Source organism: Mycobacterium sp. 1164966.3 (assembly GCF_001665395.1).
In the GTDB taxonomy this organism is placed as follows: Bacteria; Actinomycetota; Actinomycetes; order Mycobacteriales; family Mycobacteriaceae; genus Mycobacterium.
On record NZ_LZSG01000044.1, the window covers coordinates 259922 to 282471 of the forward strand.

The following is a 22550-nucleotide window of genomic DNA, read 5'->3' on the forward strand; positions in this document are numbered from 1 at the left end:
TCTCCGTCCGATTCGGCCACATCCGCTGCCGCCGCTGAGTAAGTCATGCGATTTGTTCTGCATCAGTGCCATAGCGGATTGCTGTCGCCGGCGACGCTTCATCGAGACGTCAGGGTGTTCACCGTGGACAAGGTGTACCTCCTGAGCCAGAGCGTTCAAACGGTGGCTCGCACGCGATTGATAAGATTCCATTTCTCGTGCTGGAACTCTCAACCTACGCAAGCTGCTTTCCGCTACCGCGTACACCGTGTCCACCCTGTACACGGTGGAGGCAACGCCACCCCCACACCCTTGCCTCATTTGCTGGCTTCCTCACCGCTCAGCCGTAGTACAAAGCCCTCGGGCCCGCTATTGACCGACGGCAGCTTGTCGACGCGCCCAGAATCAACCAGAATTGCTTCGGCGTCGTCAAAGTGGGCTCGATCGCCGTACCTAATAGCACGGCGTAGTTCTGACCGCGCGAGCTCACCGCCGGATTCTTTTAGCTTCCGGACTATTTTGTCGGCGACGCGTTGTATCTGACTATCTCGCACCACCCCGCTCTTGACAGCCTCTCGCACTCCTTCGGCGCGGCCGCGGGACAGATTCTCCGCGTTGGCTTTGGACCGCAGCAGAGCTACGACGCCACGACGGGTGCGATCGGATACCGCCATGACTATTCCTGCCAAATGCCAATCGTCGTCAGAGATTTGGTCGGTTCGGCCGCCGAGCCACATAAGTCCAACGGCAACCTTTAATCGGCACAACAACCTGTGTCCGTCGAGCGGATCGGCCGCACTACCGCGCAGCATCGCCACCCGGTGGAAATCGACAGCCCGCTTTGCAACATCAGGAACCCCAAGTTCACGCAGAGCGGCTGGTGTGACCGGGATATCCAGCTGGGTTTGCGGTGCTGTCGGCGTCACCCCATGGCCAACCTGTTGCGGCCACCGCGGAAGATGACGACCAGCAGGTAGATCGGGGACTTCATCAGGGGCATCGGCGTCGTCGCTCGGCAGCCACACGAACCGTTGTGGGGTTCCGCCGTCGGCGTCGTCAAGAAGCGCTCTACCGCGTCCCGGCTGCACACCTACGGTCAGACACAGCCGGTAGCGGTGCGCGCACAATCGCACAGCCTTGGCCGGGTCGGCATAGGAGAAGCCGAGCTCCTCGCCACTGTAGGCGGATCGCAACTGCGGCAATAGGGTCGCGCTGTTGCGGTTGGTCAGTGCGATCAGATTGTCGACCTCTGGAGCGTCGAACAGCACCGCCGCGCGTAGCCCGTGTTGTACCCAGGGTCCCGTTTTGCCGACGCGTTGTTTGAAGGCGAATACCTTCGCAAGACCTTCACCGCTGCCCACCGTGGCAGTGAAGACATCCTCGTCAGTGTCGAGCCAGTCGGCGGCAGCTCCGCTCGCGCCACCCTTACCGGCGCCACTGGGGCCGACCAGCGCGACAAACATGTTCAGGCTCGCATGGGAGCCCACAAGGGGCGGCAGTACGACCGTCGGCGGTATCACCGCTACGGCCCGGGCCAAGGCATAGCCAAACACCGCCCAGGGCCCGACCCGTCGCGCTCGCGCGAATTGCCGCAATCTGCGGAGTTCGTCGCGTGCAGCCCAAAATGCGTCCTCATCGATTTGGGTCGGCTCTATATCGGGCGACGACTCAGCTGATCGAATAGTTGAAGAAATCTCAGCCTCCGCCAGCCCGCTCTTCCGAGCCGCCGAGGTCAGGCCTGCAATCAGGTCTTCGCTGAGGTCACCTTGGCGCGCCGCGTCTTTCGCTGCTCCGAACAGAGTGGTGTTGCGGCGCCCGTCAGCTGCATTCTTTACCCGCTCAACGAGACATTCCGGCGAGAACGTCTGGTAGGCGTCACTATTCACCCACGATGCCGAGTTCTCATCGTCACCGTTGACATCGGCATATACAACCGCGGTATTAGCGCGCGCACATTCGTCGTGTCCGATACCGAATCTGTCGAGCGCGCTTATGACTTCGGCAATGCTGATCGGCTCACCGCCATGTCGGCGTGCGATGACCTCGCATGGTTTCTGGCCGTCCTTATAATTCAACGTCCCTGGTACTCGCAGGATACGGTCGAGGTTGAACACGTTATCAATCTTGGCTACGAGATATTTGGCGGCGACGGCACGGACTAGGTTGCCCCATCGGTCCATGAGCTCTCTTGCAGAGGCAATACCAAAGTTTTCGTCTACCTCATCGCTTAGCCGCCAGTACGGGTGAAGCCCATGGCCGCTGTGCACGACAGCCACTGGTGCAGTTCCGAGGATCTCGGACAGGTCATCGATGATCGCATCGCATGTCGCGTAATCGGGGCACTTTCCTTCTCCCACATCGAGATCGGCCCAAAGCGCCACCAAGTCGACGCAATCTGCGGCGGAGCCCTTCTGTCCCCGCTGTAGTCCTGAGCGCCGGCTATTGACGCCGAACCAGACGTCCGTCGGCTGGCGGAGCGTGTTAACAAACTCGACCGCCTCGCGAATACCCGTGACGACCGTTGCCATGAACTCTCCGCCGACGGGCTTGGAACAGATCGCTATTCGATCAGATTCAGTGTGGCCGATCATCGCCAACAATTGCCCGAAGTCGACCTGACTGGCTTCCGTCGCGTCGTCTTTGCCGCTGTCGGGTGTCATCACGATGCGGGCAAGTCTGTGCGTTCGCGTCGATTGCCAATAAGCCAGGCTTCAACATCGCGGCGCCGGTAGTAAATTCGTCGCGTCACTTTGACGAATACAGGTCCGTTCCCTTTGTGCCGCAGCGCTGCCCAGGTTTGGGTCGTCGTTCCTCGAAACAGCGTTGACATAGCACTCGCGGGGATCAGCTCGTCCTCCCCGTAATCGTTGAGCTGCCGAACAATGGTCATCAGCCGAGCCTCGCAATCCTGGTGTAATCAAATTGAGTACGTATCGTTCCGTTTATGATGACACTATTGCAGCACGACATGCCGCACTTGTGCAAGATTAACTTGCGGACGTACTGTATCCAACATGGGTACTAACGCTGTTCGGCGTGGACCAACCGCTGACACTGTTGCCGAAAACGTCAAACGCATTCGTGAAGCCCATCGTCTCGGCCTCCGGGCTCTGGCGGCCCGGCTAGCCGACGCTGGGCGTCCGCTCACGCATACCGCACTTGACAAGATCGAGCGGGGGACTCGCCGCGTCGACGTTGACGATCTTATGGCCCTGGCGGTCGCACTAGGGGTTTCGCCGCTTCGATTCTTGATGCCGTACACGGCAGCTGGGCATGATGAGGTACAAGCAACGTGTCGACCGTCCGAACCCGCGCACTTACTGTGGGATGTTCTGCGCGCGGCACCTTTTCGCGAGACTGACGGCACAATGAATTACCGTCTCTGTCTCGATTCCACCCCGGATTGGGCTGTCGCCGACCTTGGGATCACTGTCGCCTTTGCTGATTTCAATCGGGAGGCCGAAAATGGCAACGATTGAGAGATATCAAACCTCAGAGGGCGCAACCCGTTACATGGTCCGCTACCGAACTCCGCATCACACACAAACGAAGAAGCGTGGATTTACCACCAAGCGCGCGGCCGAGGCGTTCGCCAACACAGTCGAGTCGAGAAGCTCACCGGCAACTACGTCTCGCCGTCGCTCGGTGAGGTCACCGTCGGCGAGTTGGGGAAGGAATGGCTTGCCCGCCAGGCGCACCATAAAGCCAGTTGGTCGGCGCGCTTGGAATCGGTATGGCGTGTCCACGTGGAACCAAAATGGGGTCGCCGCCGCATCGTGGACATTCGTCGGACTGAGGTTCAAACGTGGGTCGCCGAATTTGAGCTCTCAGCATCGTCCGTGGCCCATGCCCACACCGTGCTCGCAGGCATCCTCGACGATGCGGTGGCCGACCGACGACTTGCTGCCAACCCAGCCAGAGGTGTCAAGCTTCCCCGCAAGACACCGAAGACCCGTAATTACCTGACCGCAGCGCAGGTGTTGACGCTGGCCGACGAGTCCAAACACTCCGAGATCGTGTTGCTTCTCGCGACGACTGGCCTCCGTTGGGGCGAGATGGCCGCGCTTCGGGTCCGTGACGTCGACCTAAGTCGTGGCCGTATTCGTGTGGAACGATCGGCGTCCAAAGTCAACGCCAAGACGATTATCGGCACCACCAAGACGCATACAGCGCGCACGGTGGCGGTCTCGACTTCGGTGCTCAAGCTGCTCGCGCCGACAATGGTCGGCAAGTCTCCCGACGAACTGTTGTGGCGCAGGTCCGATGGGCAGCCATTGCGGCCCCCAACGACGACGCACTGGTTTGGCGCGGCGGTCAAACGGTGCCAGGCGGCAGATGAGAAGTTCCCTCGGGTCACCGTCCATGAACTGCGGCACACGGCGGCGTCGTTGATGATCGCCTCCGGCGCCAACGTCAAGACGGTGCAGTCCCAGCTTGGGCACAAAACGGCGACGATGACGCTCGATCAATACGGGCATCTGTTCCCTGATGACCTCGACGATGTGGCCGACAAAATGGACGACCTCGTTTCAGAATGTGCCCAAATTGTGCCCAAAAAGGAAGCAGGCCAAGACCAAAATATACCCTGACCTGCTTCTTCTTTTGTGGAGCTGCCGGGAATCGAACCCGGGTCCTACGGCATTCCCTCAAGGCTTCTCCGTGCGCAGTTCGCTATGCCTCTGCTCGGATCTCCTGGTCCCGCGAACTAGCCAGGATGACGATCCCAGTCGCTGTGATTGTCCCGATGAGTCCCGCGACCGAACTCATCGGTGGATCCCTCTAGCTGATGCCGGGGTCCGGGTCGAGGGCGTTCCCGGTCCGACAGACTAGCTGTCGCTTAGGCAGCGAGAGCGTAGTCGCGCTGATGTGAATCGGCGCTTATATGGTTGCAACGACGCTTACGGTGGTCTCTTGCCTGCACCGGCACGCTTCCCTTGATTCGATGCGCGAAGTCGAAACCTTTCAGCCCCTTGTCTTTGCTGCTTCGAGCATCCCCGCCAATTTTCGGCAGGACCATCAATGGTACGCCGGAATCAACACGCGGCAACGCAATTAACTTCCGGGGCCGGGCCGGCCAAAGCCGAACGGCCCCCGATCGATTCCGGAGGCCGCTCGACTGACTGGCTGCGTTGGCCGGCTAGCTGATGCCGACCACGTCTTGCGCGATGGCAGCCACGCGGGTCTGCGCAGCGGAGACGATGCGTTGCCGGTTCTTGTGCGCCTCTTCGTAGGCGATGATCGCGCGAACGTCGTTGGCGGCCGTCAGCTCTTTGATCGCGGCCACCGCGTCGTTCACGTTGAGGTCGTCGTAGTTCTTGATCGGCAACTCGTGAGCGTCGAGAACGCCGACGGCGGTGCGCCCGGAGTGCAGCGTGTCGGCGACTCGGTTGGCGCCCTCGGCGCGCGTGACGCGCTCGGCCGCCTTCAGAGCGGCGTTCTGCGAAGCAGAAAGCGCCTTCGCCGCGATTTCGCCGGCGTTCCCGCCACGCTTGATCAGGTCGTTGACCGCGGGACCGGTGGAGCGCACTGCGTCGACGGCCCTGTCCAGCCCACGCGCCGACCACGCCGCCGGCAGGTTGAACAACTTCACCGCCGTGCCGGCGGCTGCCTGCAGCGGGGTGCGACGAAGTGCGGCCGGTCCCCCGAGGGCGTCTTCGGCCAACACTGTGGTCAGCCAGTCCACGGTCGCGGCGTGCGCGCTGATCAACCGGTCGGCGAGCTCCACAATGTCCTTGCGCTCGGCGGCCACCGCCAAAGCTTTGGCGTAACGGGCCCGGTCCAGCAGCTGGTCTTCCAGCGCAAGGTCGCCCAACAGCGCCTCATCGAACGGCTGGGCCTGTTCGGTCAGCGCCTTGACCGCCGCGGCGGCGCGGCCCAGGAACGGGCCGATCACGTCGGGGTAGCCGCCGAGGTCCCGTATCGCACGCTCGATCGCTTCTGCGCGCTCGCGGCCATGGGCGGCGTTCTGCGAGAGCTCACGGCGCACGGCCTCGGTGCGCGCCTGAGCGACCCGGGTTTCCGCGACCTGGATCTCGGTGCTGGTCAGATCGAGAAGAGTGCGCAGTTGTGCCAGCAGTCTCGAGGTATCGGGTGCAGTCATCAGTAGACCTCCTGGGGTTGACGATTGGTTGTCGGCGCGAGATGTGCCCGTAACTTTCGGCTACCCCGGCTGGCCGCAGCCTCAACATTTAACAGCCAGTTGTGACGTAGGTCGCATTGACTAATCGGTCATTCCGTATCGCGAAAGATGCGTTCAGATCACGAAATTCAGGCGCTCGGCAATCTGCGCCGCGACATCCTTGTCACCACCGAGCTCGACGTCTTGGCTGCGCGCCGGACACATCGGCCGCCCGCCCGCGAGCCTGGTGAACTGCAGCCCGTCGAGCCGGATGGTCGCCGTCGGCTGCTGCCCACCGAAGTCGTCGACCACCTGGGCCCGGCCGTCGACGCTGACCCGGATGTCGCGGGAAAGCGGACCGGTCAGCTCGAAAAGAACTCGTGAACCGTCGGGGGCCTTGCCCCGCTTTCCGACGACGAACCCCATGGTGCCTTCGATCTCATCGAGCGACAGTTGCGACGCGCGCCCGCCGAGTTCGTCGTCGGACGACGGCCGCTGCAGTGCCATCCGGATGTCCTGCTCGTGCATCCAGCAGTCGAAAACCCGCACCCGCATGAACCGCCCATAGCTCTCCGGACCCACCGGCGTCACGGTCAGCGCGTTCCACTCGTCGTCGGACATGCGAGGCAAGACCTCGCGGCGTCCTCGAGTCACCGAACGGAATTTCTCGAGGACGCTGGCACCCGATTCCCCGCTGAGATGCCGCACCCAGCATTCGTTCAACGCGCCGATGTCGTTGCGTACATGATCGAGTTCCTTGACGTCCACGTCCGGCTCGGGCGGGGAGACGCCGGCCAGGAATGACTCGGTCCCGATGATGTGCGACACCACCGACTGCACGTTCCAGGCAGGCAGCGGCGTTAGTGCCTGCCACCCTGACTCGGGCAGCCCGTCGAGCAGCGCGTCGATGGAATCCCAGACTTCGAAGAGGCCGGACAAAACGTCGGACTTGTCGAGCGTGGTGAGGGGTCGGTCGGCCATGGTCGGATCGTAAGCCGCGAGGCGTCGAATCGCGCTAACCCGCGGCGATCAGCTCATGCCCTTGGCCCGACGGCCGAGTTCCCGGACCACTTCGCGCTGGGCATCGCGGCGGGCCATGTCCTGACGTTTGTCGTAGGCTCGCTTGCCGCGCGCCAATGCGAGCTCGACCTTCACCTTCCCTTCGGAGAAATACAGAGACAACGGCACCAGGGCGAGGTTGCCGTCGCGAATCTTGCCGATCAGGGTGTCGATCTGGCGCCTATGCAACAGCAATTTCCGGTTGCGACGTGGATCGTGGTTGGTCCAACTGCCGTGCTGATACTCAGGAATGTGCAGGTTGCGCAGCCACACCTCGCCGTCGTCAACCGTTGCGAACGCATCGGCCAGCGAGGCTTGGCCCTCGCGCAGACTCTTCACCTCGGTGCCTTGCAACGCCACCCCGGCCTCGAAGAGCTCGACGATCGCGTAGTTGTGCCGCGCCTTGCGATTGGTGGCGATGATCTGTCTGCCACCACGCTTGCCGGAAGGCTTGTCGGCCACCGCTTTACCGCCGCATGTATATGCGCAATGTCACATACGCCGTCAACCCGGACATCGCAACGCCCAGCAGGAAGAGCCACGGCGTGATGTCGAGGATGTTGATGTAGTCGACTTTCGCGATCAGGTTGGCTTGGTAGAACTGGCTCAGCGCACTGTCCAGGAACAACGCCCGAACCACGAGCAGGCCCACGATGGCGATGCCCACGCCGACCGTCGCGGCCACCATGGCCTCCACTAGGAAAGGCAGCTGCGTGTACCAGCGGCTGGCGCCCACCAGGCGCATGATGCCGATCTCGGTGCGCCGCGTATAGGCGGCAACCTGAACCATGTTGGCGATCAGCAGGATCGCCCCGACGGCCTGGACCAGGGCAACGGCGAACGCGACGTTGCTCAGGCCGTTCAGAACCGCGAACAGGCGGTCGATCAGTTCCTTCTCGTTGAGCACGTGGTCCACCCCGGGCTGGCCCTGCATTGCGGCGTCGAAATCCTTGTGCTCTTCGGGGTTGTCCAGTTTGACGATGAACGACGCCGGAAACGAGTCCTTCCCGGCCACGTCCTTGAACTGCGGGAACTTGCGGATCGCGTCGGCGTAGGCGTCGTCGCGATTGAGGAACCGCACCGACTTGACGTCCTTGCGCGCCTCGATCTTCCCGCGCAATGCCTTACATGGATCGGCGTCGCACGCAGGGTCGTTGGCCGAGACGTCGGTAGTCAAGAACACCTGGGATTCGACCCGATCCAGGTAGATGGCCCGCGAGTGCTCAGCCAACTGGACGACCAGCAGCCCGCCGCCGAACAAGCCGACCGAGATCGCGGTGGTCAGAATCATCGCCACGGTCATGGTGATGTTGCGAAGAAGGCCGGTGACGACCTCGTTGAACAGGAAGCCGAAGCGCACTTAACGATCCATCCCGTATACGCCGCGCTGTTCATCACGAACCAGCCTGCCCAGTGACAGCTCGACCACGCGCTGCCGCATCGCGTCGACGATGTGGTGGTCGTGAGTTGCCATCACCACCGTCGTGCCGGTGCGATTGATGCGTTCGAGCAAATCCATGATGTCCTGACTCGTGTCGGGGTCGAGGTTGCCGGTGGGCTCGTCGGCCAGCAGTACCAGCGGACGGTTGACGAAGGCCCGGGCGATCGCGACGCGCTGTTGTTCGCCACCCGACAGCTCGTTCGGTAGCCGGTTGGCTTTGCCGGAGAGGCCCACCGTCTCGAGCACGTCGGGCACCACCCGGTTGATCGTGTCGGTGCGCTTGCCTATCACCTCGAGCGCGAAGGCGACATTGTCGAACACGGTCTTTTGCTGGAGCAACCGGAAGTCCTGGAAGACGCAGCCGATCACCTGACGCAGCTTCGGTATGTGGCGGCCACGCAACTTGTTCACGTGGAACTTCGACACCCGGACGTCGCCGGTGGTAGGCGCCTCCGCACCCAGCAGGAGCCGCATGAACGTCGACTTGCCCGAGCCCGACGGGCCGATCAGGAAAACGAACTCACCCTTGTCGATCTTGACGTTGACGTCATCCAACGCCGGACGTGCCGAGGATTTGTACTGCTTGCTGACATGGTCCAGCGTGATCATCACGGGTCGCCAGTGTAGCGGTGATTTTCGCCGGGTCGCGACGGTCAGCCCGCCGGGCGCGACGGGGTGGGCGCCGGACCGGGCCCCGGCATGGGTTGCTGTGGCGGCGTTGTCGTCGGCGCTGGCGTCGTGGTCGGAGTCGTCGTCGCCGGACAGAACGGCGCAGGTAACAGGCACGGCGGGGTGGACGGGGTGGTGGTCGTGCTCGGCGGGCTCGGCTCCGTCGCGCTCGTGGTCGTCGGCGTAGGGGTGATCGTCACGGTCGACGGTTTTGGGTCCACTCGCTCGCGCGGCACCCAGGTCCAGTTCGGGTTGGGCTCGAAGCCCGGCGGCACCACCTGGGCGGGCGGAGGCTTGGGCGAAGGCTCCGCGCGATAGGTGTCGTAGACCCACCACACCGCCAGGAACGCCAAGATCAGCGCAACCGTGGAAGTGCGGACCCGGCCGCCGAAGATGTAACCAGGCCAGCGCCGGTTCGCCTCGTCGTCGTTGTTCTTCTCCAGGATCTTGAAAGTGAACTTCACCACTAGCGCACCGGCCCCGGAGTTTTCTCCTCCGCCGCCTCGGCGGCGGGCACCGCGGGATCTTCGACCAGGCCCACCGTCGCGTCGGCCGCGGTCACGATGCCGGCGCGGGCGAGCGCACGCAGGACGAGCACCCGCAATTGCCGGCCCGCCTCGAACTGCTTGCCGGGCAATGTGCGAGCGACCAGCCGCAGGGTGACGGTGTCGAGTTCAATCCGCTCCACGCCCATCACCGTCGGGGCGTCCAGCAGCAATTCGCCCAGCACCTTGTCGTCGAGCGCGTGCTCACATTCCTGGTGCAACACGTCGTTGACCCGGTTCAGATCGGCGTTGGTCGACACCGGGATGTCCACCACTGCGCGGGCCCAGTCCTTGGACAGGTTGATCGACTTGACGATCTGCCCGTTGGGAACGGTGAACACTTCGCCGTCGGGAGAACGCAGCCTGGTCACCCGCAATGTCACATTCTCGACGGTGCCGGTCGCGTCCGTCGTGGAACCCACGATGGTGAGCTTGACCAGATCACCGAAGCCGTATTGGCGCTCGACGATGATGAAAAAGCCGGCCAGCAGGTCCTTGACCAACTGCTGAGCGCCGAAGCCCAGCGCCGCGCCGATTACCGTCGCCGGTGCCACTAGACCACCCACCGAGAACCGCAGGATGTCGGCGATCTGAAGCATGACGACGATGGCGATGATGACGATCGACACCCAGGAGATCACCGAAGCCACTGCCTGACGGTGTTTGGTGGCCTCCGATCGCACCAGCGCATCGCTTTCCGCGAAGCCCTCGTCGAGCTGCCGGGTGATCTGTTGGGCCACCCACGTGACGAAGCGGACCGCCAGCACCGCTCCGATGAGAAGCAGGACAATCCTCAGGCCACGGTTGATGATCCAGTCGCCGAAGTGGCCGCGCCAGAAATCGTGCCAGCGCTGCGCCATCGATATTGCGAGCACAGTTGTATTAGTCGTCATCTTTTCGGTTGCGCCACCGGATTCCCGCTTCCAGGAACCCGTCGATGTCTCCGTCCAGGACGGCCGCCGGATTGCCGACTTCGTACTCGGTCCGCAGATCCTTGACCATCTGATACGGATGAAGGACGTAGGAGCGCATCTGGTTACCCCAGGAGCTGCCGCCCTCCCCTTTCAACGCGTCCAGCTCTGCACGTTCTTCTAAACGCTTGCGCTCCAACAGTTTTGCTTGGAGCACTCGCATCGCGGAAACTTTGTTCTGCAGTTGCGACTTTTCGTTCTGACAAGTCACGACGATACCCGTTGGGATGTGGGTCAAACGCACCGCCGAGTCAGTGGTGTTCACCGACTGGCCACCCGGCCCGCTGGAGCGGTAGACGTCTACCCGCACGTCGCCTTCCGGAATGTCGATGTGATCGGTGGTTTCCACCACCGGCAGCACCTCGACTTCCGCGAACGACGTCTGCCGCCGGCTCTGGTTGTCGAACGGGCTGATCCGGACCAGCCGGTGGGTGCCCTGCTCGACCGACAGCGTGCCGTAGGCGAACGGCGCATGCACGGCGAAGGTGGCGCTCTTGATTCCCGCTTCTTCGGCATAGGAGGTGTCGAACACCTCGACCGGATACTTGTGCTGCTCGGCCCAACGGATGTACATCCGCATCAACATCTCGGCCCAGTCTGCGGCGTCCACGCCGCCGGCACCGGAACGGATGGTGATCAGCGCCTCGCGCTCGTCGTACTCACCCGAGAGCAGGGTGCGCACCTCGGCGGCCTCGATCTCGTCGTGCAGCTCTTTGAGCTCGGCGTCAGCCTCGGCCAGCGCGTCCGCTTCGCCCTCCTCGGTCGCCAATTCGTAGAGCACCGGCAGGTCGTCGAGGCGTTGCCGCAACTCCTCGACCCGGCGCAGCTCCCCCTGGGTGTGGGATAACTCACTTGTCACCTTCTGCGCCCGCGCTTGGTCGTCCCACAATTTCGGATCGGAAGCCTCCACTTCGAGCTTCTCGATGCGCCTGCGCAGACCGTCCACGTCGAGCACCCTCTCCACCGTGGTCAGGGTGGCGTCGAGGGCGGCGATGTCGGCTTGACGGTCGGGTTCCACAGCCGCCCACGTTACCGGCGCCCCTGTTCGCGCCGCGACCAGCGGCGCACCGTTTAGCATCAAATGGCAATCGTGTGCAGCCCGAGACTGCGACGCCCAGCCCCTCTCAGCCCTTTGCGTCGCGGCCGGACACAAATAGAAGGTTGAGTATGCGTCCATATCACGTCGCGATCGTCGGTTCGGGGCCGTCGGGATTCTTTGCTGCGGCATCGTTGCTGAAGGCCGCCGATGCGTCCGATGAGATTGACGTCGCCGTCGACATGCTGGAAATGCTGCCGACGCCCTGGGGGCTGGTGCGTTCCGGCGTCGCGCCCGACCACCCCAAGATCAAGTCGATCAGCAAACAATTCGAGAAGACCGCCGCCGACCCCCGCTTCCGGTTCTTCGGCAACGTGATCGTGGGCGAGCACGTCGAGTCCGCCGAACTGGCCGAGCAGTACGACGCCGTCATCTACGCCGTGGGCGCGCAGTCCGATCGCGCGTTGAACATTCCCGGCGAAGATCTGCCGGGCAGCATCGCCGCCGTCGACTTCGTGGGGTGGTACAACGCCCACCCCAACTTCGAGCAGATGGCACCGGACCTGTCGGGCGCGCGGGCGGTGGTCATCGGCAACGGCAATGTCGCGCTCGATGTGGCACGCATTCTGATCACCGACCCCAAGGTGTTGGCAGAAACCGACATTGCCGATCACGCGCTGGAATCGCTGCGGCCATGCGGGGTCGAGGAAGTGGTGATCGTCGGGCGGCGCGGGCCGCTGCAAGCCGCGTTCACCACGCTGGAGTTGCGCGAGCTCGCCGACCTCGAAGGTGTCGACGTGGTGCTCGATCCGGCGGAGCTGGAAGGCATCAGCGACGAGGACGCGGCCGCGGTGGGCAAGGTCTGCAAGCAGAACATCGCCGTGCTGCGCGGCTACGCCGGTCGCGAGCCACGCCCGGGGCATCGACGGATGGTATTCCGGTTCCGGACGTCGCCGATCGAGATCAAAGGCGACGGCAAAGTGGAGCGGATTGTGCTGGGCCGCAACGAGCTTGTCACCGACGAGAGCGGGCGAGTCACGGCCAGGGACACCGGCGAGCGCGAAGAGCTGCCGGTTCAGCTGGTGGTGCGCTCGGTGGGTTACCGCGGCGTGCCCACCCCGGGGCTGCCGTTCGACGAAAAGAACGCAACCATTCCCAACACCGCCGGCCGGGTGGAGAGCAGCCGCAACGAATACGTCGTCGGATGGATCAAGCGCGGGCCGACGGGCGTGATCGGTACCAACAAGAAGGACTCACAGGACACCGTCGACACATTGCTGTCCGATCTGGGCGGCGCCGAGCTGGCGGATTTCCCACCGGACCATGCCGACAAGCTGACGGAGTGGCTGGCCCAACGGCAGCCGAAGCTGATCACGTCGGCGCACTGGGATGTCATCGACCGCTTTGAGCGCGCCGCCGGAGAACCGCAGGGGCGCCCGCGGGTCAAGCTGCCGAATCTGGCCGAGCTGCTGCGCGTCGGCCACGGCTGACCACCAAAGCGGTCGCAAGCGCGGCGGAGCGGGCCGCGACCATTTACAGATCGAAGCGGTCGCAAGCGCGGCGGAGCCGGGCGAAGCGGCCGCGACCATTTACAGGTCGACGAGCACGCCGGGGTTCAGGATGCCGGCCGGGTCCAGCGCGGACTTGGCCGCGCGCAGGGCCGCCGCGAACGGGTCCGGGCGCTGTCGGTCATACCACGGTCGGTGGTCGCGACCGACCGCGTGATGGTGGGTGATGGTGCCGCCGTTAGTGCTGATCGCTTCGGACACTGCGGCTTTGATCTCGTCCCACTGCGCCTCGAGTGAGCCCCACCGTCCCCCGGCGTAGATGCCGTAATACGGCGCCGGCCCGTCGGGGTAGACGTGGGTGAACCGGCAGGTCACCGCCCCGGCCCCGCAGACCTTTTCGATCGCCGTACGCGCCGCGTCGGTCACCGCTGCATGCAGGGCGTCGAATCCGGACCAGGTACAAGCTGTTTCAAAAGTCTCGGCGATCACGCCGCGCCGGGCCAGGGCGTCACGCTGGTAGGGCATCCGCAGGAACACCGAGCGCCAGGTTGATGAAGCGTCGTTTCCGGTTGTGTCAGTTGGTGTTTCGCGACTGCGACGGGCGATGACTGTGCCGCCGTGTCCGGCCGCGATCTCAACGGCCCGGTCGAGCCAGGGGTCGATCGGGTGGTCCGCCGACTCGAAGGCGAGCACCAACAGCCCGCCGCCGACCGCGGTGCCCGCATTCAGAAACGCCTCGGCCGGATCCAGCAGCCGGCAGTTGGCCGGGTACAGACCGGCCTGCGCAATCGTCCGGGTCGCGGCCACCGCCGCAGTCCAATCGTTGAATGCCACCGAGGCCGTCACTTGCCAGCGCGGCCGGTCCTGCAGCCGCATCCACGCCTCGGTGATGATGCCGAGCGCGCCCTCGGAGCCGAGGAACAACCGGTCCGACGACGGCCCCGCACCGGATCCGGGCAGTCGCCGTGACTCGCTGACCCCGGCCGGAGTGACCACCCGCAACGACTCGGTCAGGTCGTCGATATGGGTGTACAGCGTCGCGAAGTGCCCGCCGGCTCGGGTGGCCAGCCAGCCGCCGAGACTCGAGAAACCGAAGGATTGCGGAAAGTGTCGCAGTGTCAGATCGTGCGGGCGCAGCTGTTGCTCGATCCACGGACCAAGCGCTCCGGCCTGAATGCGCGCGGCGCGGCTGACCCGGTCCACTTCCAGCACTGAGCTCATGACTGAGACGTCCACCGTTACCGCCGGACCGTCGAATCGTGGCTCCACCCCACCGACCACCGAGCTGCCACCACCGTAGGGAATCGCCGGAATCCCCTGTCGCGAACACCAATCCAGCACGTCGACCACGTCCTGTTCGCGGCGCGGCCGGATGATCAGGTCGGGGACGTGGTCGAGGTAGCCGTGCAGGTTGCGCGCGACGTCACGAAACGCCTTGCCGCGCGCGTGTCCGGCCCGATCCGCGGGGTCGGCCGAACACAGACTCGCCAGCGAGGGCGGCGCAGCGATCCGCGGGGCCGCCAACCCGAGCTCGTTGGGGTTCGGGGGCCGGTGATCGGTCAGGTCGTGGCCGGGCAGCATCTCGGCGACGCGCGACTCCAAGGTCCGCGTCTCCTGCTCGGAGAGCGCGTCCTCGACTGTGCCCCAACCCCACCACGAACGCATGCGGCGACGTCAGCGTTTGACGACGACGAGCGCTCCGCCGGCGACGAGCAGCACCAGGGCCAGGGCGATCCCCCAGCCGGCACCGGCCAAAATCCACGTGACGGCCACCAACCCGATCAGCGGCGACAGCGCGAACAGCGTCAGTCCGGGGTGCTGCCTGATCACTTCGAGCGCACTCGTCGCCCGGATCCGATCGATTTCCTTGCCCATGGGATTCAGAATGCCAGAGAATTTGGTTTTCGCCGTTTTTTGCCGGATGACCCGGACGCCTGAACTGGCGAGCTCGTCACACCTGCCACTCGGCTACCAGAACGAGGACCGTGTCGCGGTTATTGAATTCGATAGCGCGGGTGATACCAGATCGCAGCATCAGTGGGTCCGGCCCAGTAAGCAATGAATTACTTGCTGGACTCAAGTGATTGGCTGAGATGACCAATGGCCCTATTGACGCAGACCATGCGTTCGTACCGTGAAGCACGTGGACATCGCGGAGCTCAGGAACGCAGTCCTGCTCGCCTGCCCCGCAGCGTCCGTGCACAATAGCCAACCCTGGCACTGGATCGCCGACGGCCGCGCCGTCCACCTGCTCGTCGATCACCGCCAAACCGTCCCTGCCGCAAACCATTCCGGTCGAGAGGCTGTCCTGAGTGGTGGCGCTGCGCTAGATCACCTGCGCGTCGCGTTGACGGCTGCGCAGTGGCGAACAAACATCACCCGGTTTCCCAACGCCAACAAGGTCGCGCGTTCGGCCACAATCGATTTCAGCCCGATCGAGGACGTCACGGACGGCCAGCGAAACCGCGCCTCAGATAGACGCATCGTCGCGCCGAAGGGTTTTCGGCGAGCTGTGATGCCTGTACCCGGCTTGGCGACCTGCCCGTCTGATCGAGACGAGCCGGACTCGCGGCATCGTGCGCGGCCTCATCGGCAATCGCGGCGAACCGCAGGTCTTGATCCGCGCAGGAATTACGCCGCCAATGAAGATCTTCCGGCCCGGACTGCGCGGCGGCCATTGGACAGTGTGCTAGAGATTCGTTAGCCGATTGAGAAAGGTTGAGTCCATGGCCGAGGAGCCCGTTACCGTTCTGTCCGAAGACGAAAGCTGGCGACGGTTGGGGGGCGTCGCGCTGGGCCGACTAGTCACCACATTTGCCGGCGAGCCGGAGATCTTCCCGGTCAACTATGCAGTCCAGGGGCGGACCGTGCTCTTTCGGACCGCGGAGGGCACCAAATTGTTCTCCGCCGTGGCCAGCAACACCGTGCTCTTCGAGGCCGACGACCACGACGTCGCCGAAGGCTGGAGTGTGATCGTCCGGGGCCGTGCGAAGCTGTTGCGCACCGACGCCGAGATCGCGGAAGCCGAGCGCGCGCAATTGATCCCGTGGACCGCGACCCCAAAGGTTCACTTCGTCAGGGTGACGCCCTCCGAGATCACCGGGCGGCAGTTCAGGTTCGGTCCCGAACCAGACCCGCACGCAAGTTTTGCGTCTTGAAATCACCGCGCGAGCAGGGGCGTCCAGCTCGCGCGCATCGACTCCCGTGAGCCGGCGGTTGATCGCCCACGCAATCCCGGCGGGCTGAACTTTCGTGCGCTCGGCTGCCGGCCCCCGATACAACTCGTCGACCGTGTCCTACCAGCTCCCAGCCAGCACATGAAATGGCTTCCGGACAGTGGAGTCCGGTGGTGCACGTCGCGATGCGCAGCCAGTGCGCTGCCCCGGTAGCGCCCTGCGCGAAACAGCACGGTTTCCCAGAAGTCGCACATCGTCGGAATGTGCGCGTCCAGTCCTCTAGCCCGCCTAGGTGGGTCCGCAGGATCACCGTGGTAGATCCGTTGAAAGCGATTCTGGCGGTGGAGAACTACCCGGTGGCGCGAAATCATCACGCCGTTTCTGCGGCACCCTGAACTGTTGCAGAGCGTCGCCGACAGCTTCCAAAGTCGCTGATTCAGAACCCGGACCCGGGCGGCCCGGAGCGCCACGGCGGCCCTGGCGGCGCGAACCACCACTTGTCCGGGTTCTTAGGCGAATACACCACCGGCATCGATTGCCCAATGGTCGGCCACTGGTCGACATCCACGGCCGTACGCAGATATGTCGCGTGCTCGTCGACGGTCGGTCCGTTGATGACGCCCGCGATGGTGGCATATTGCGCACCGCTGGCGTCCGGCCGTGGGCTCACTCCGGTGATCAGCAGCGTGCCGTCCGCCGTCGCACCTCGGGGACCACCCGAAATGAACCGCGGAGCAAGAATCGCGACCAAAATCGCGACCAACAGGAGCACGACGGCGAATTCCCACATCCAACAATGGTAGGACTGCAGGGATGAGGTCCCCTGATCTGACGCTGGCGCTGACGTTGGCCGACCGTGCAGACACGCTGACCAGCGCCCGGTTCGGCGCACTCGACCTGCACATCGACACCAAGCCGGACCTGACGCCGGTGACTGACGCCGATCGTGCGGTCGAATCGGCGCTGCGCGAGGCGCTCGCGCGCGAGCGGCCCGAGGACAGCGTCCTCGGCGAAGAGTTCGGCGGTACAAGCACTTTCAGCGGGCGACAATGGGTCATCGACCCGATCGACGGCACCAAGAACTTCGTGCGGGGAGTGCCGGTGTGGGCCACTTTGATCGCGTTGCTGGACGACGGCGTCCCATCGGTCGGCGTCGTCAGTGCGCCGGCACTGCGGCGCCGGTGGTGGGCGGCGCGCGGCCACGGGGCATTCGCAACGGTCGAGGGCGCATCGCCCAGGCGCCTGTCGGTGTCGTCGGTGGCGGAGCTGGGCGCGGCGAGCCTGTCATTTTCCAGCCTGTCGGGGTGGGCGCGGCTGGGCCTGCGCGAACGCTTCGTCGAGCTGACCGACGCCGTATGGCGGGTACGCGCCTACGGCGACTTCCTGTCCTACTGCCTGGTGGCCGAAGGCGCCGTCGACATCGCCGCCGAGCCGGAGGTGTCGCTGTGGGATCTCGCGGCCCTGGATGTGCTGGTGTCTGAGGCCGGCGGGCAATTCACCGCCCTGGACGGCACCGCCGGCCCGCACGGCGGCAGTGCCGTGGCCAGCAATGGGCTATTACACGAGCAGGTCCTGAGCAGGCTCAACGCCTCCCACGTGTGAATTTATTAACACGACACTAGCTATCTTACTCCGGAGTAAGATACGGTGGTTGGCATCGCCCCAACAACCGAGGCCGCTTACATGACGAACACACTTCCTGCTTCTCCGGCGTCGAATACTCCGTCGGGCAAATCCCCCTCCCGCCGCACGCGGCGCGGCCGTAAGACCGGCGTCGGGCTGCAGCCGCACAAGCGGACCGGCATCGACATCTCGCTGGCACTGCTGACGCCGCTCGTGGGTCAGGAGTTCCTGGACAAATACCACTTGCGCGATCCACTCAACCGGTCACTGCGCTATGGCGTGAACAAGATGTTCTCCACCATGGGTGCGACCAGCCGTCAGTTCAAACGGGTGCAGAACCTGCGTGGCGCACCGACCCGGCTCAAGTCGAGCGACAAGAACTACTTCGACCTGACGCCCGATGACGACCAGAAGCTGATTGTCGAAACCGTCAACGAATTCGCCGCGGAGATGCTGAGGCCGGCGGCGCACGACGCCGATAACGCCGCGACCTACCCGCCCGATCTGATCGCCAAAGCCACTGAGCTGGGGATCACCGCGATCAACATCCCCGAGGACTTCGAGGGCATTGCCGCACATCGCTCCAGCGTGACGAACGTGCTGGTTGGCGAGGCGCTGGCCTATGGCGATATGGGTCTGGCGCTGCCCATCCTGGCCCCGGGCGGGGTGGCGTCCGCGCTGACCCACTGGGGCAGCGCCGACCAACAGGCCACCTACCTGAAAGAGTTTGCGGGAGAGAATGTTCCGCAAGCCTGCGTGGCCATCGCCGAACCGCATGCGTTGTTCGATCCGACCCGGCTCAAGACAACCGCGACCCGTACGCCGAGCGGATACCGACTCGACGGGGTGAAGTCGCTGGTTCCGGCGGCCGCCAACGCCGAGCTGTTCATTGTCGCCGCGCAATTGAACGGCAAGCCGGCGCTGTTCATCGTCGAGTCGTCCAGTGCGGGCCTGACGGTCAGGGCGGATCCGAGTATGGGTGTGCGTGCCGCGGCCCTGGGTCAGGTTGAGCTGTCCGGGGTTTCGGTGCCGTTGAACGCGCGGCTCGGTGAGGATGAGGCAACCGACGCCGACTACTCCGAGGCGATCGCGCTGTCCCGGCTGGGCTGGGCCGCACTTGCGGTGGGTACGTCGCACGCTGTGCTCGACTACGTCGTCCCGTATGTCAAGGAACGCCAGGCATTCGGCGAGCCGATCGCCCATCGTCAGGCCGTTGCGTTCATGTGCGCCAACATCGCTATCGAGCTCGACGGGCTGCGGCTGATCACCTGGCGCGGCGCGTCGCGCGCCGAGCAGGGCCTGCCGTTCGCCCGGGAAGCGGCGCTGGCCAAGCGGCTCGGCTCCGACAAGGGCATGCAGATCGGTCTGGACGGCGTGCAGTTGCTCGGCGGCCACGGCTACACCAAGGAGCACCCGGTCGAACGCTGGTACCGCGACCTGCGGGCCATCGGCGTCGCCGAGGGCGTAGTTCTCATCTAGTTTTACTCGGTCAATCGAAAGATCAGTCATGGCAATCAATTTGGAGCTACCGCGCAAGCTGCAAGCGGTGATCACCAAAACGCATCAGGGCGTCGCGGAGATGGTGCGGCCCATCGCCCGCAAGTACGACCTGAAGGAACACGCCTACCCGGTCGAGCTGGACACGCTGATCAGCCTGTTCGAAGGAGCGTCGGAGTCGTTCAGCTTCGCCGGAGCCGATGCGCTGCGCGACAGCGAGGACAAAGACGACAACCACAACGGCGCCAACATGGCCGCGCTGGTTCAGTCGATGGAGGCCAGCTGGGGCGATGTGGCGATGATGCTGTCCATCCCCTATCAGGGCCTGGGCAATGCGGCCATCTCCGCCGTGGCCACCGATGAGCAACTGGAACGGCTGGGCAAGGTGTGGGCCGCGATGGCGATCACCGAGCCCGGGTTCGGGTCGGACTCGGCAGCCGTCACGACGACGGCGACACTGGACGGCGACGAGTACGTCATCAACGGCGAGAAGATTTTCGTCACCGCGGGGTCACGGGCCACCCACATCGTGGTGTGGGCCACGCTGGACAAGTCGAAGGGCCGAGCGGCGATCAAGTCATTCATCGTGCCGCGTGAGCACCCCGGTGTCACCGTGGAGCGTCTCGAGCACAAGCTTGGCATCAAGGGATCCGACACCGCGGTGATCCGTTTCGACAACGCCCGCATTCCCAAAGACAATCTGCTAGGCAACCCGGAAATCGAAGTCGGTAAGGGCTTTTCCGGGGTGATGGAGACCTTCGACAACACCCGGCCCATCGTTGCGGCTATGGCCGTCGGCATCGGTCGTGCCGCGCTGGAGGAAATCCGCAAGATCCTCACCAATGCCGGGGTGGAGATCGACTACGACCGGCCGGCCCATGTGCAGAGCGCTGCGGCGGCCGAGTTCCTGCGGATGGAGGCCGATTGGGAGGCCAGCTACCTGCTGTCGCTGCGGGCGGCCTGGCAGGCCGACAACAACATTCCCAACTCCAAAGAAGCCTCGATGAGCAAGGCCAAGGCCGGCCGGATGGCCAGCGACGTCACCTGCAAATCCGTTGAATTGGCCGGCACCACAGGCTATTCGGAGCAATCGCTGCTGGAGAAGTGGGCCCGCGACTCCAAGATCCTGGACATCTTCGAGGGCACCCAGCAGATCCAGCAGTTGGTAGTCGCGCGCCGGCTGCTGGGCCTGTCGTCGTCTGAGCTGAAGTAGCCACGGCGAGCAGACGCAAAATCCCTCGAAATCAACGATTTTGGGGGGATTTTGTGTCTGCTCGCGCTAGCGCTCGCCGCGAATCAGTCGCGGATGCCGTCATGCAGTTGCGCCAAGAGCTCCGACACACCGTCAGCCGCAGCGCCATGCGGGTCGTCGCGCGCCTGATGAGCGCCGGCTGATCTCGACGCTGCGCTAGAGCCTGGCATCGACGACATCAGGCAGCGCCCTGACGAGCTTCGCGTCTGCCGTGAGAAACGCAAGCCCCTCCACCGTCGCCTGGGCTACCAGAATCGCGTCAAACGGGTCTTTGTGGGGCAACGCGGTGAGGTCAGACACGAGCGCGTGACGACGAGTCACGGGCAAGTCCCGCAGGGCGGATCGGTCGGTCGCATCGTCCAGGTCGTGAGGCAGCGCCAGCTTGCCGATAGCCGCCTTGATGGTGAGCTCCCACATGCTCGCGGCCGAAAAGTAAACGGCGGTGCTTGCCGCAATCCGATCGCGTGCCCCCCGGCCCAACCGGGAACTGTCGTCAAGGAGCCACAGCACCACGTGGCTGTCAAGCAACAGACCGCTCATTCGATGCCGAACAACTTGTTGAGATCGCTATCGACGTCGTCGAAATGATCTGCGTTGTAGCGGAGACGGCCAGCCAAGACCCCGAAGACGATATCGACGCGTGTGTGCGGCACGAGATCGGCAACTGGCTTACCGGCACGCGCAATTGTGATCGTCTCCCCACCCTCGACGCGAGCGAGCAACTGCGACAGATGGGTCTTCGCATCATGAATGTTTACGGTCGACACAGGCCTAGGATACCGGACTTAGTCTAGTTGGACTAGGTCGTGCGCCAGCTCAGGCAGCCACGGCATTCAACTGCTCGCGGGTCTCGTCGTCGAGTTCGATGTCGGCGGCGGCCATGTTCTCTTCGAGATGCCGTACTGACGAAGTACCCGGAATCAGCAGAATATTGGGGGCCACGCTCAGCGTCCATGCCAGCGCAACCTGGGCCGGGGTGCGGCCGAGTTGCGCAGCCGCCCTTTGGATCACATCGTTGCCCAACACCGGATTCGACGGCATAAACGCCGATCCCAACGGGAAGAACGGGACGAACGCAATACCGCGCGTCCGGCACTCGTCCAGCACGTCCTGCGACGACCGGTGGACCAGGTTGAAAGCGTTTTGTACACAGGCGATTTCGGTGCGCTCCAAGGCATGTTGCAGGTGCTCGAGCCGCACTTCGCTCAACCCGATTCCGCCGATCAAGCCCTCGTCACGAGCGGCGATCATCGCTGAAAGTTGGTCGTCGAAACGCTGATCCGGCCCTTCACTTTCCACCAGCCGCAGGTTGACCACGGCTAGCTGGTCGACATCGAGCGCCCACAAGTTGGTTTCGATGTCTTGGCGCAGTTCGGCAGGGTCCGAGGCCGGTAGCCATCCTCCGGTGTCGTCGCGGCGGGCACCAACTTTGCTTACCAGCGCCAAGTTCTCCGGATACGGATGCAGCGCCTCACGGATCAGCTCGTTGGCAACGTCGGGGCCGTAGAACTGGGCGGTGTCGATGTGGTCGACGCCGAGCTCGAAGGCCCGCCGCAACACGGCCAGCGCCTCGTCCCGGTCGCGCGGCGGACCGAAGGCGTTTGGGCCCGGCAGTTGCATGGCGCCGAAGCCGATGCGGCTGACCGAAAACCCACCAAGCGGGAAGGAATCCATCA

General features: G+C 64.1%; 23 protein-coding genes, 1 other RNA gene and 2 pseudogenes. 8 read left to right on the forward strand and 18 right to left on the reverse strand.

Annotated features, from left to right (window positions below; all coding sequences use genetic code 11):
* Window positions 1-296 precede the first annotated feature (296 nt).
* On the reverse strand, window positions 297-2642 hold the full coding sequence (locus A9W99_RS16945) for a hypothetical protein (protein WP_156623144.1): 2346 nt from the start codon (window positions 2640-2642) through the stop codon (window positions 297-299).
* Window positions 2639-2869, reverse strand: coding sequence for a hypothetical protein (locus A9W99_RS16950; protein WP_067380324.1), 231 nt, complete (start codon window positions 2867-2869; stop codon window positions 2639-2641). Before A9W99_RS16950 ends, A9W99_RS16945 begins: the two co-directional genes overlap by 4 nt.
* Before the next feature lie 124 nt (window positions 2870-2993).
* On the opposite strand from A9W99_RS16950, the gene A9W99_RS26155 reads away from it, so the two are divergent.
* Both A9W99_RS26155 and A9W99_RS27335 read left to right on the forward strand, forming a co-directional pair.
* Complete coding sequence (locus tag A9W99_RS26155; protein ID WP_082930052.1) at window positions 2994-3458, forward strand: helix-turn-helix transcriptional regulator; 465 nt, start codon at window positions 2994-2996, stop codon at window positions 3456-3458.
* A gap of 498 nt (window positions 3459-3956) precedes the next feature.
* The gene (locus tag A9W99_RS27335) at window positions 3957-4568 is read left to right on the forward strand and encodes a site-specific integrase (protein WP_253869947.1); all 612 of its coding nucleotides are present in this window, start codon (window positions 3957-3959) and stop codon (window positions 4566-4568) included.
* 13 nt (window positions 4569-4581) lie between these two features.
* Here the strand turns inward: A9W99_RS27335 and ssrA are convergent.
* From ssrA to prfB, 9 genes are all read right to left on the reverse strand, one after another.
* Window positions 4582-4949: a transfer-messenger RNA gene (ssrA, locus tag A9W99_RS16960) on the reverse strand.
* A 167-nt stretch (window positions 4950-5116) separates the two neighbouring features.
* Entirely contained in the window at window positions 5117-6079 is a 963-nt protein-coding gene (locus tag A9W99_RS16965) for a hypothetical protein (RefSeq protein WP_067380327.1), read from the reverse strand.
* Between the two features lie 153 nt (window positions 6080-6232).
* Entirely contained in the window at window positions 6233-7078 is an 846-nt protein-coding gene (locus tag A9W99_RS16970) for a maleylpyruvate isomerase family mycothiol-dependent enzyme (protein WP_067380330.1), read from the reverse strand.
* Between the two features lie 48 nt (window positions 7079-7126).
* Complete coding sequence (gene smpB, locus A9W99_RS16975; RefSeq protein WP_067380333.1) at window positions 7127-7618, reverse strand: SsrA-binding protein SmpB; 492 nt, start codon at window positions 7616-7618, stop codon at window positions 7127-7129.
* Window positions 7619-7622: 4 nt separating this feature from the next.
* The gene (ftsX, locus tag A9W99_RS16980; RefSeq protein WP_067380336.1) at window positions 7623-8516 is read right to left on the reverse strand and encodes a permease-like cell division protein FtsX; all 894 of its coding nucleotides are present in this window, start codon (window positions 8514-8516) and stop codon (window positions 7623-7625) included.
* On the reverse strand, window positions 8517-9206 hold the full coding sequence (gene ftsE, locus A9W99_RS16985; RefSeq protein ID WP_067380890.1) for a cell division ATP-binding protein FtsE: 690 nt from the start codon (window positions 9204-9206) through the stop codon (window positions 8517-8519). It abuts the gene before it with no gap.
* Window positions 9207-9250: 44 nt separating this feature from the next.
* A complete protein-coding gene (locus A9W99_RS26160) occupies window positions 9251-9730 on the reverse strand; it encodes a hypothetical protein (protein WP_082930067.1) in 480 nt (159 codons plus the stop codon).
* 2 nt (window positions 9731-9732) lie between these two features.
* Window positions 9733-10704: a mechanosensitive ion channel family protein gene (locus tag A9W99_RS16995; protein WP_156623145.1), complete on the reverse strand. Its 972-nt coding sequence runs from the start codon at window positions 10702-10704 to the stop codon at window positions 9733-9735.
* Complete coding sequence (gene prfB, locus A9W99_RS17000; protein ID WP_067380894.1) at window positions 10694-11800, reverse strand: peptide chain release factor 2; 1107 nt, start codon at window positions 11798-11800, stop codon at window positions 10694-10696. Before prfB ends, A9W99_RS16995 begins: the two co-directional genes overlap by 11 nt.
* 149 nt (window positions 11801-11949) lie before the next feature.
* On the opposite strand from prfB, the gene A9W99_RS17005 reads away from it, so the two are divergent.
* Window positions 11950-13308 (forward strand): FAD-dependent oxidoreductase, encoded by a 1359-nt coding sequence (locus A9W99_RS17005; RefSeq protein ID WP_067380344.1) that lies wholly within the window; start codon window positions 11950-11952, stop codon window positions 13306-13308.
* A 99-nt stretch (window positions 13309-13407) separates the two neighbouring features.
* On the opposite strand, the gene A9W99_RS17010 is transcribed toward A9W99_RS17005, so the two are convergent.
* Window positions 13408-14991 carry an FAD-binding oxidoreductase gene (locus tag A9W99_RS17010; protein ID WP_067380346.1) on the reverse strand — a complete coding sequence of 528 codons (1584 nt, stop codon included), beginning with the start codon at window positions 14989-14991 and terminating at the stop codon, window positions 13408-13410.
* Window positions 14992-15000: 9 nt separating this feature from the next.
* Window positions 15001-15201 carry a hypothetical protein gene (locus tag A9W99_RS17015; protein WP_067380349.1) on the reverse strand — a complete coding sequence of 67 codons (201 nt, stop codon included), beginning with the start codon at window positions 15199-15201 and terminating at the stop codon, window positions 15001-15003.
* Between the two features lie 268 nt (window positions 15202-15469).
* Between A9W99_RS17015 and A9W99_RS27825 the strand changes: the two are divergent.
* Together A9W99_RS27825 and A9W99_RS17025 are read left to right on the forward strand one after the other, a co-directional pair.
* Window positions 15470-15796, forward strand: a pseudogene (locus tag A9W99_RS27825) (NAD(P)H nitroreductase); the annotation flags it as partial.
* A gap of 256 nt (window positions 15797-16052) precedes the next feature.
* Window positions 16053-16484, forward strand: coding sequence for a pyridoxamine 5'-phosphate oxidase family protein (locus tag A9W99_RS17025; protein ID WP_067380355.1), 432 nt, complete (start codon window positions 16053-16055; stop codon window positions 16482-16484).
* Window positions 16485-16508: 24 nt separating this feature from the next.
* Here A9W99_RS17025 and A9W99_RS27345 read toward each other — a convergent pair.
* Both A9W99_RS27345 and A9W99_RS17030 read right to left on the reverse strand, forming a co-directional pair.
* Window positions 16509-16789, reverse strand: a pseudogene (locus tag A9W99_RS27345) (group III truncated hemoglobin); the annotation flags it as partial.
* A 149-nt stretch (window positions 16790-16938) separates the two neighbouring features.
* Window positions 16939-17292 (reverse strand): hypothetical protein, encoded by a 354-nt coding sequence (locus A9W99_RS17030; protein WP_067380358.1) that lies wholly within the window; start codon window positions 17290-17292, stop codon window positions 16939-16941.
* A gap of 23 nt (window positions 17293-17315) precedes the next feature.
* On the opposite strand from A9W99_RS17030, the gene hisN reads away from it, so the two are divergent.
* The 3 genes from hisN (at window position 17316) to A9W99_RS17045 (ending at window position 20835) form a co-directional block, all read left to right on the forward strand.
* Entirely contained in the window at window positions 17316-18104 is a 789-nt protein-coding gene (gene hisN, locus A9W99_RS17035; protein WP_067380362.1) for a histidinol-phosphatase, read from the forward strand.
* 81 nt (window positions 18105-18185) lie between these two features.
* On the forward strand, window positions 18186-19604 hold the full coding sequence (locus tag A9W99_RS17040; protein WP_067380365.1) for an acyl-CoA dehydrogenase family protein: 1419 nt from the start codon (window positions 18186-18188) through the stop codon (window positions 19602-19604).
* 28 nt (window positions 19605-19632) lie between these two features.
* A complete protein-coding gene (locus A9W99_RS17045) occupies window positions 19633-20835 on the forward strand; it encodes an acyl-CoA dehydrogenase family protein (protein WP_067380368.1) in 1203 nt (400 codons plus the stop codon).
* Window positions 20836-21030: 195 nt separating this feature from the next.
* Here A9W99_RS17045 and A9W99_RS17050 read toward each other — a convergent pair whose 3' ends face one another.
* The 3 genes from A9W99_RS17050 to A9W99_RS17060 are packed head-to-tail and all read right to left on the reverse strand — an operon-like array spanning window position 21031 to window position 22548.
* Window positions 21031-21414 carry a type II toxin-antitoxin system VapC family toxin gene (locus tag A9W99_RS17050; protein WP_067380371.1) on the reverse strand — a complete coding sequence of 128 codons (384 nt, stop codon included), beginning with the start codon at window positions 21412-21414 and terminating at the stop codon, window positions 21031-21033.
* Window positions 21411-21641 (reverse strand): type II toxin-antitoxin system Phd/YefM family antitoxin, encoded by a 231-nt coding sequence (locus A9W99_RS17055; RefSeq protein ID WP_067380374.1) that lies wholly within the window; start codon window positions 21639-21641, stop codon window positions 21411-21413. Before A9W99_RS17055 ends, A9W99_RS17050 begins: the two co-directional genes overlap by 4 nt.
* Window positions 21642-21690: 49 nt before the next feature.
* Window positions 21691-22548 (reverse strand): oxidoreductase, encoded by an 858-nt coding sequence (locus A9W99_RS17060; RefSeq protein ID WP_067380377.1) that lies wholly within the window; start codon window positions 22546-22548, stop codon window positions 21691-21693.
* Between the last annotated feature and the right edge of the window lie 2 nt (window positions 22549-22550).

Coding starts and splice junctions, on each gene's coding strand:
- A9W99_RS16950 (WP_067380324.1), bottom strand. CDS start 2,869: ATGACCATTGTTCGGCAGCTCAACGATTACGGGGAGGACGAGCTGATC.
- A9W99_RS26155 (WP_082930052.1), top strand. CDS start 2,994: ATGGGTACTAACGCTGTTCGGCGTGGACCAACCGCTGACACTGTTGCC.
- A9W99_RS16965 (WP_067380327.1), bottom strand. CDS start 6,079: ATGACTGCACCCGATACCTCGAGACTGCTGGCACAACTGCGCACTCTT.
- A9W99_RS16970 (WP_067380330.1), bottom strand. CDS start 7,078: ATGGCCGACCGACCCCTCACCACGCTCGACAAGTCCGACGTTTTGTCC.
- ftsE (WP_067380890.1), bottom strand. CDS start 9,206: ATGATCACGCTGGACCATGTCAGCAAGCAGTACAAATCCTCGGCACGT.
- A9W99_RS16995 (WP_156623145.1), bottom strand. CDS start 10,704: ATGACGACTAATACAACTGTGCTCGCAATATCGATGGCGCAGCGCTGG.
- A9W99_RS17005 (WP_067380344.1), top strand. CDS start 11,950: ATGCGTCCATATCACGTCGCGATCGTCGGTTCGGGGCCGTCGGGATTC.
- A9W99_RS17010 (WP_067380346.1), bottom strand. CDS start 14,991: ATGCGTTCGTGGTGGGGTTGGGGCACAGTCGAGGACGCGCTCTCCGAG.
- A9W99_RS17015 (WP_067380349.1), bottom strand. CDS start 15,201: ATGGGCAAGGAAATCGATCGGATCCGGGCGACGAGTGCGCTCGAAGTG.
- A9W99_RS17025 (WP_067380355.1), top strand. CDS start 16,053: ATGGCCGAGGAGCCCGTTACCGTTCTGTCCGAAGACGAAAGCTGGCGA.
- A9W99_RS17030 (WP_067380358.1), bottom strand. CDS start 17,292: ATGTGGGAATTCGCCGTCGTGCTCCTGTTGGTCGCGATTTTGGTCGCG.
- hisN (WP_067380362.1), top strand. CDS start 17,316: ATGAGGTCCCCTGATCTGACGCTGGCGCTGACGTTGGCCGACCGTGCA.
- A9W99_RS17040 (WP_067380365.1), top strand. CDS start 18,186: ATGACGAACACACTTCCTGCTTCTCCGGCGTCGAATACTCCGTCGGGC.
- A9W99_RS17045 (WP_067380368.1), top strand. CDS start 19,633: ATGGCAATCAATTTGGAGCTACCGCGCAAGCTGCAAGCGGTGATCACC.
- A9W99_RS17050 (WP_067380371.1), bottom strand. CDS start 21,414: ATGAGCGGTCTGTTGCTTGACAGCCACGTGGTGCTGTGGCTCCTTGAC.
- A9W99_RS17060 (WP_067380377.1), bottom strand. CDS start 22,548: ATGGATTCCTTCCCGCTTGGTGGGTTTTCGGTCAGCCGCATCGGCTTC.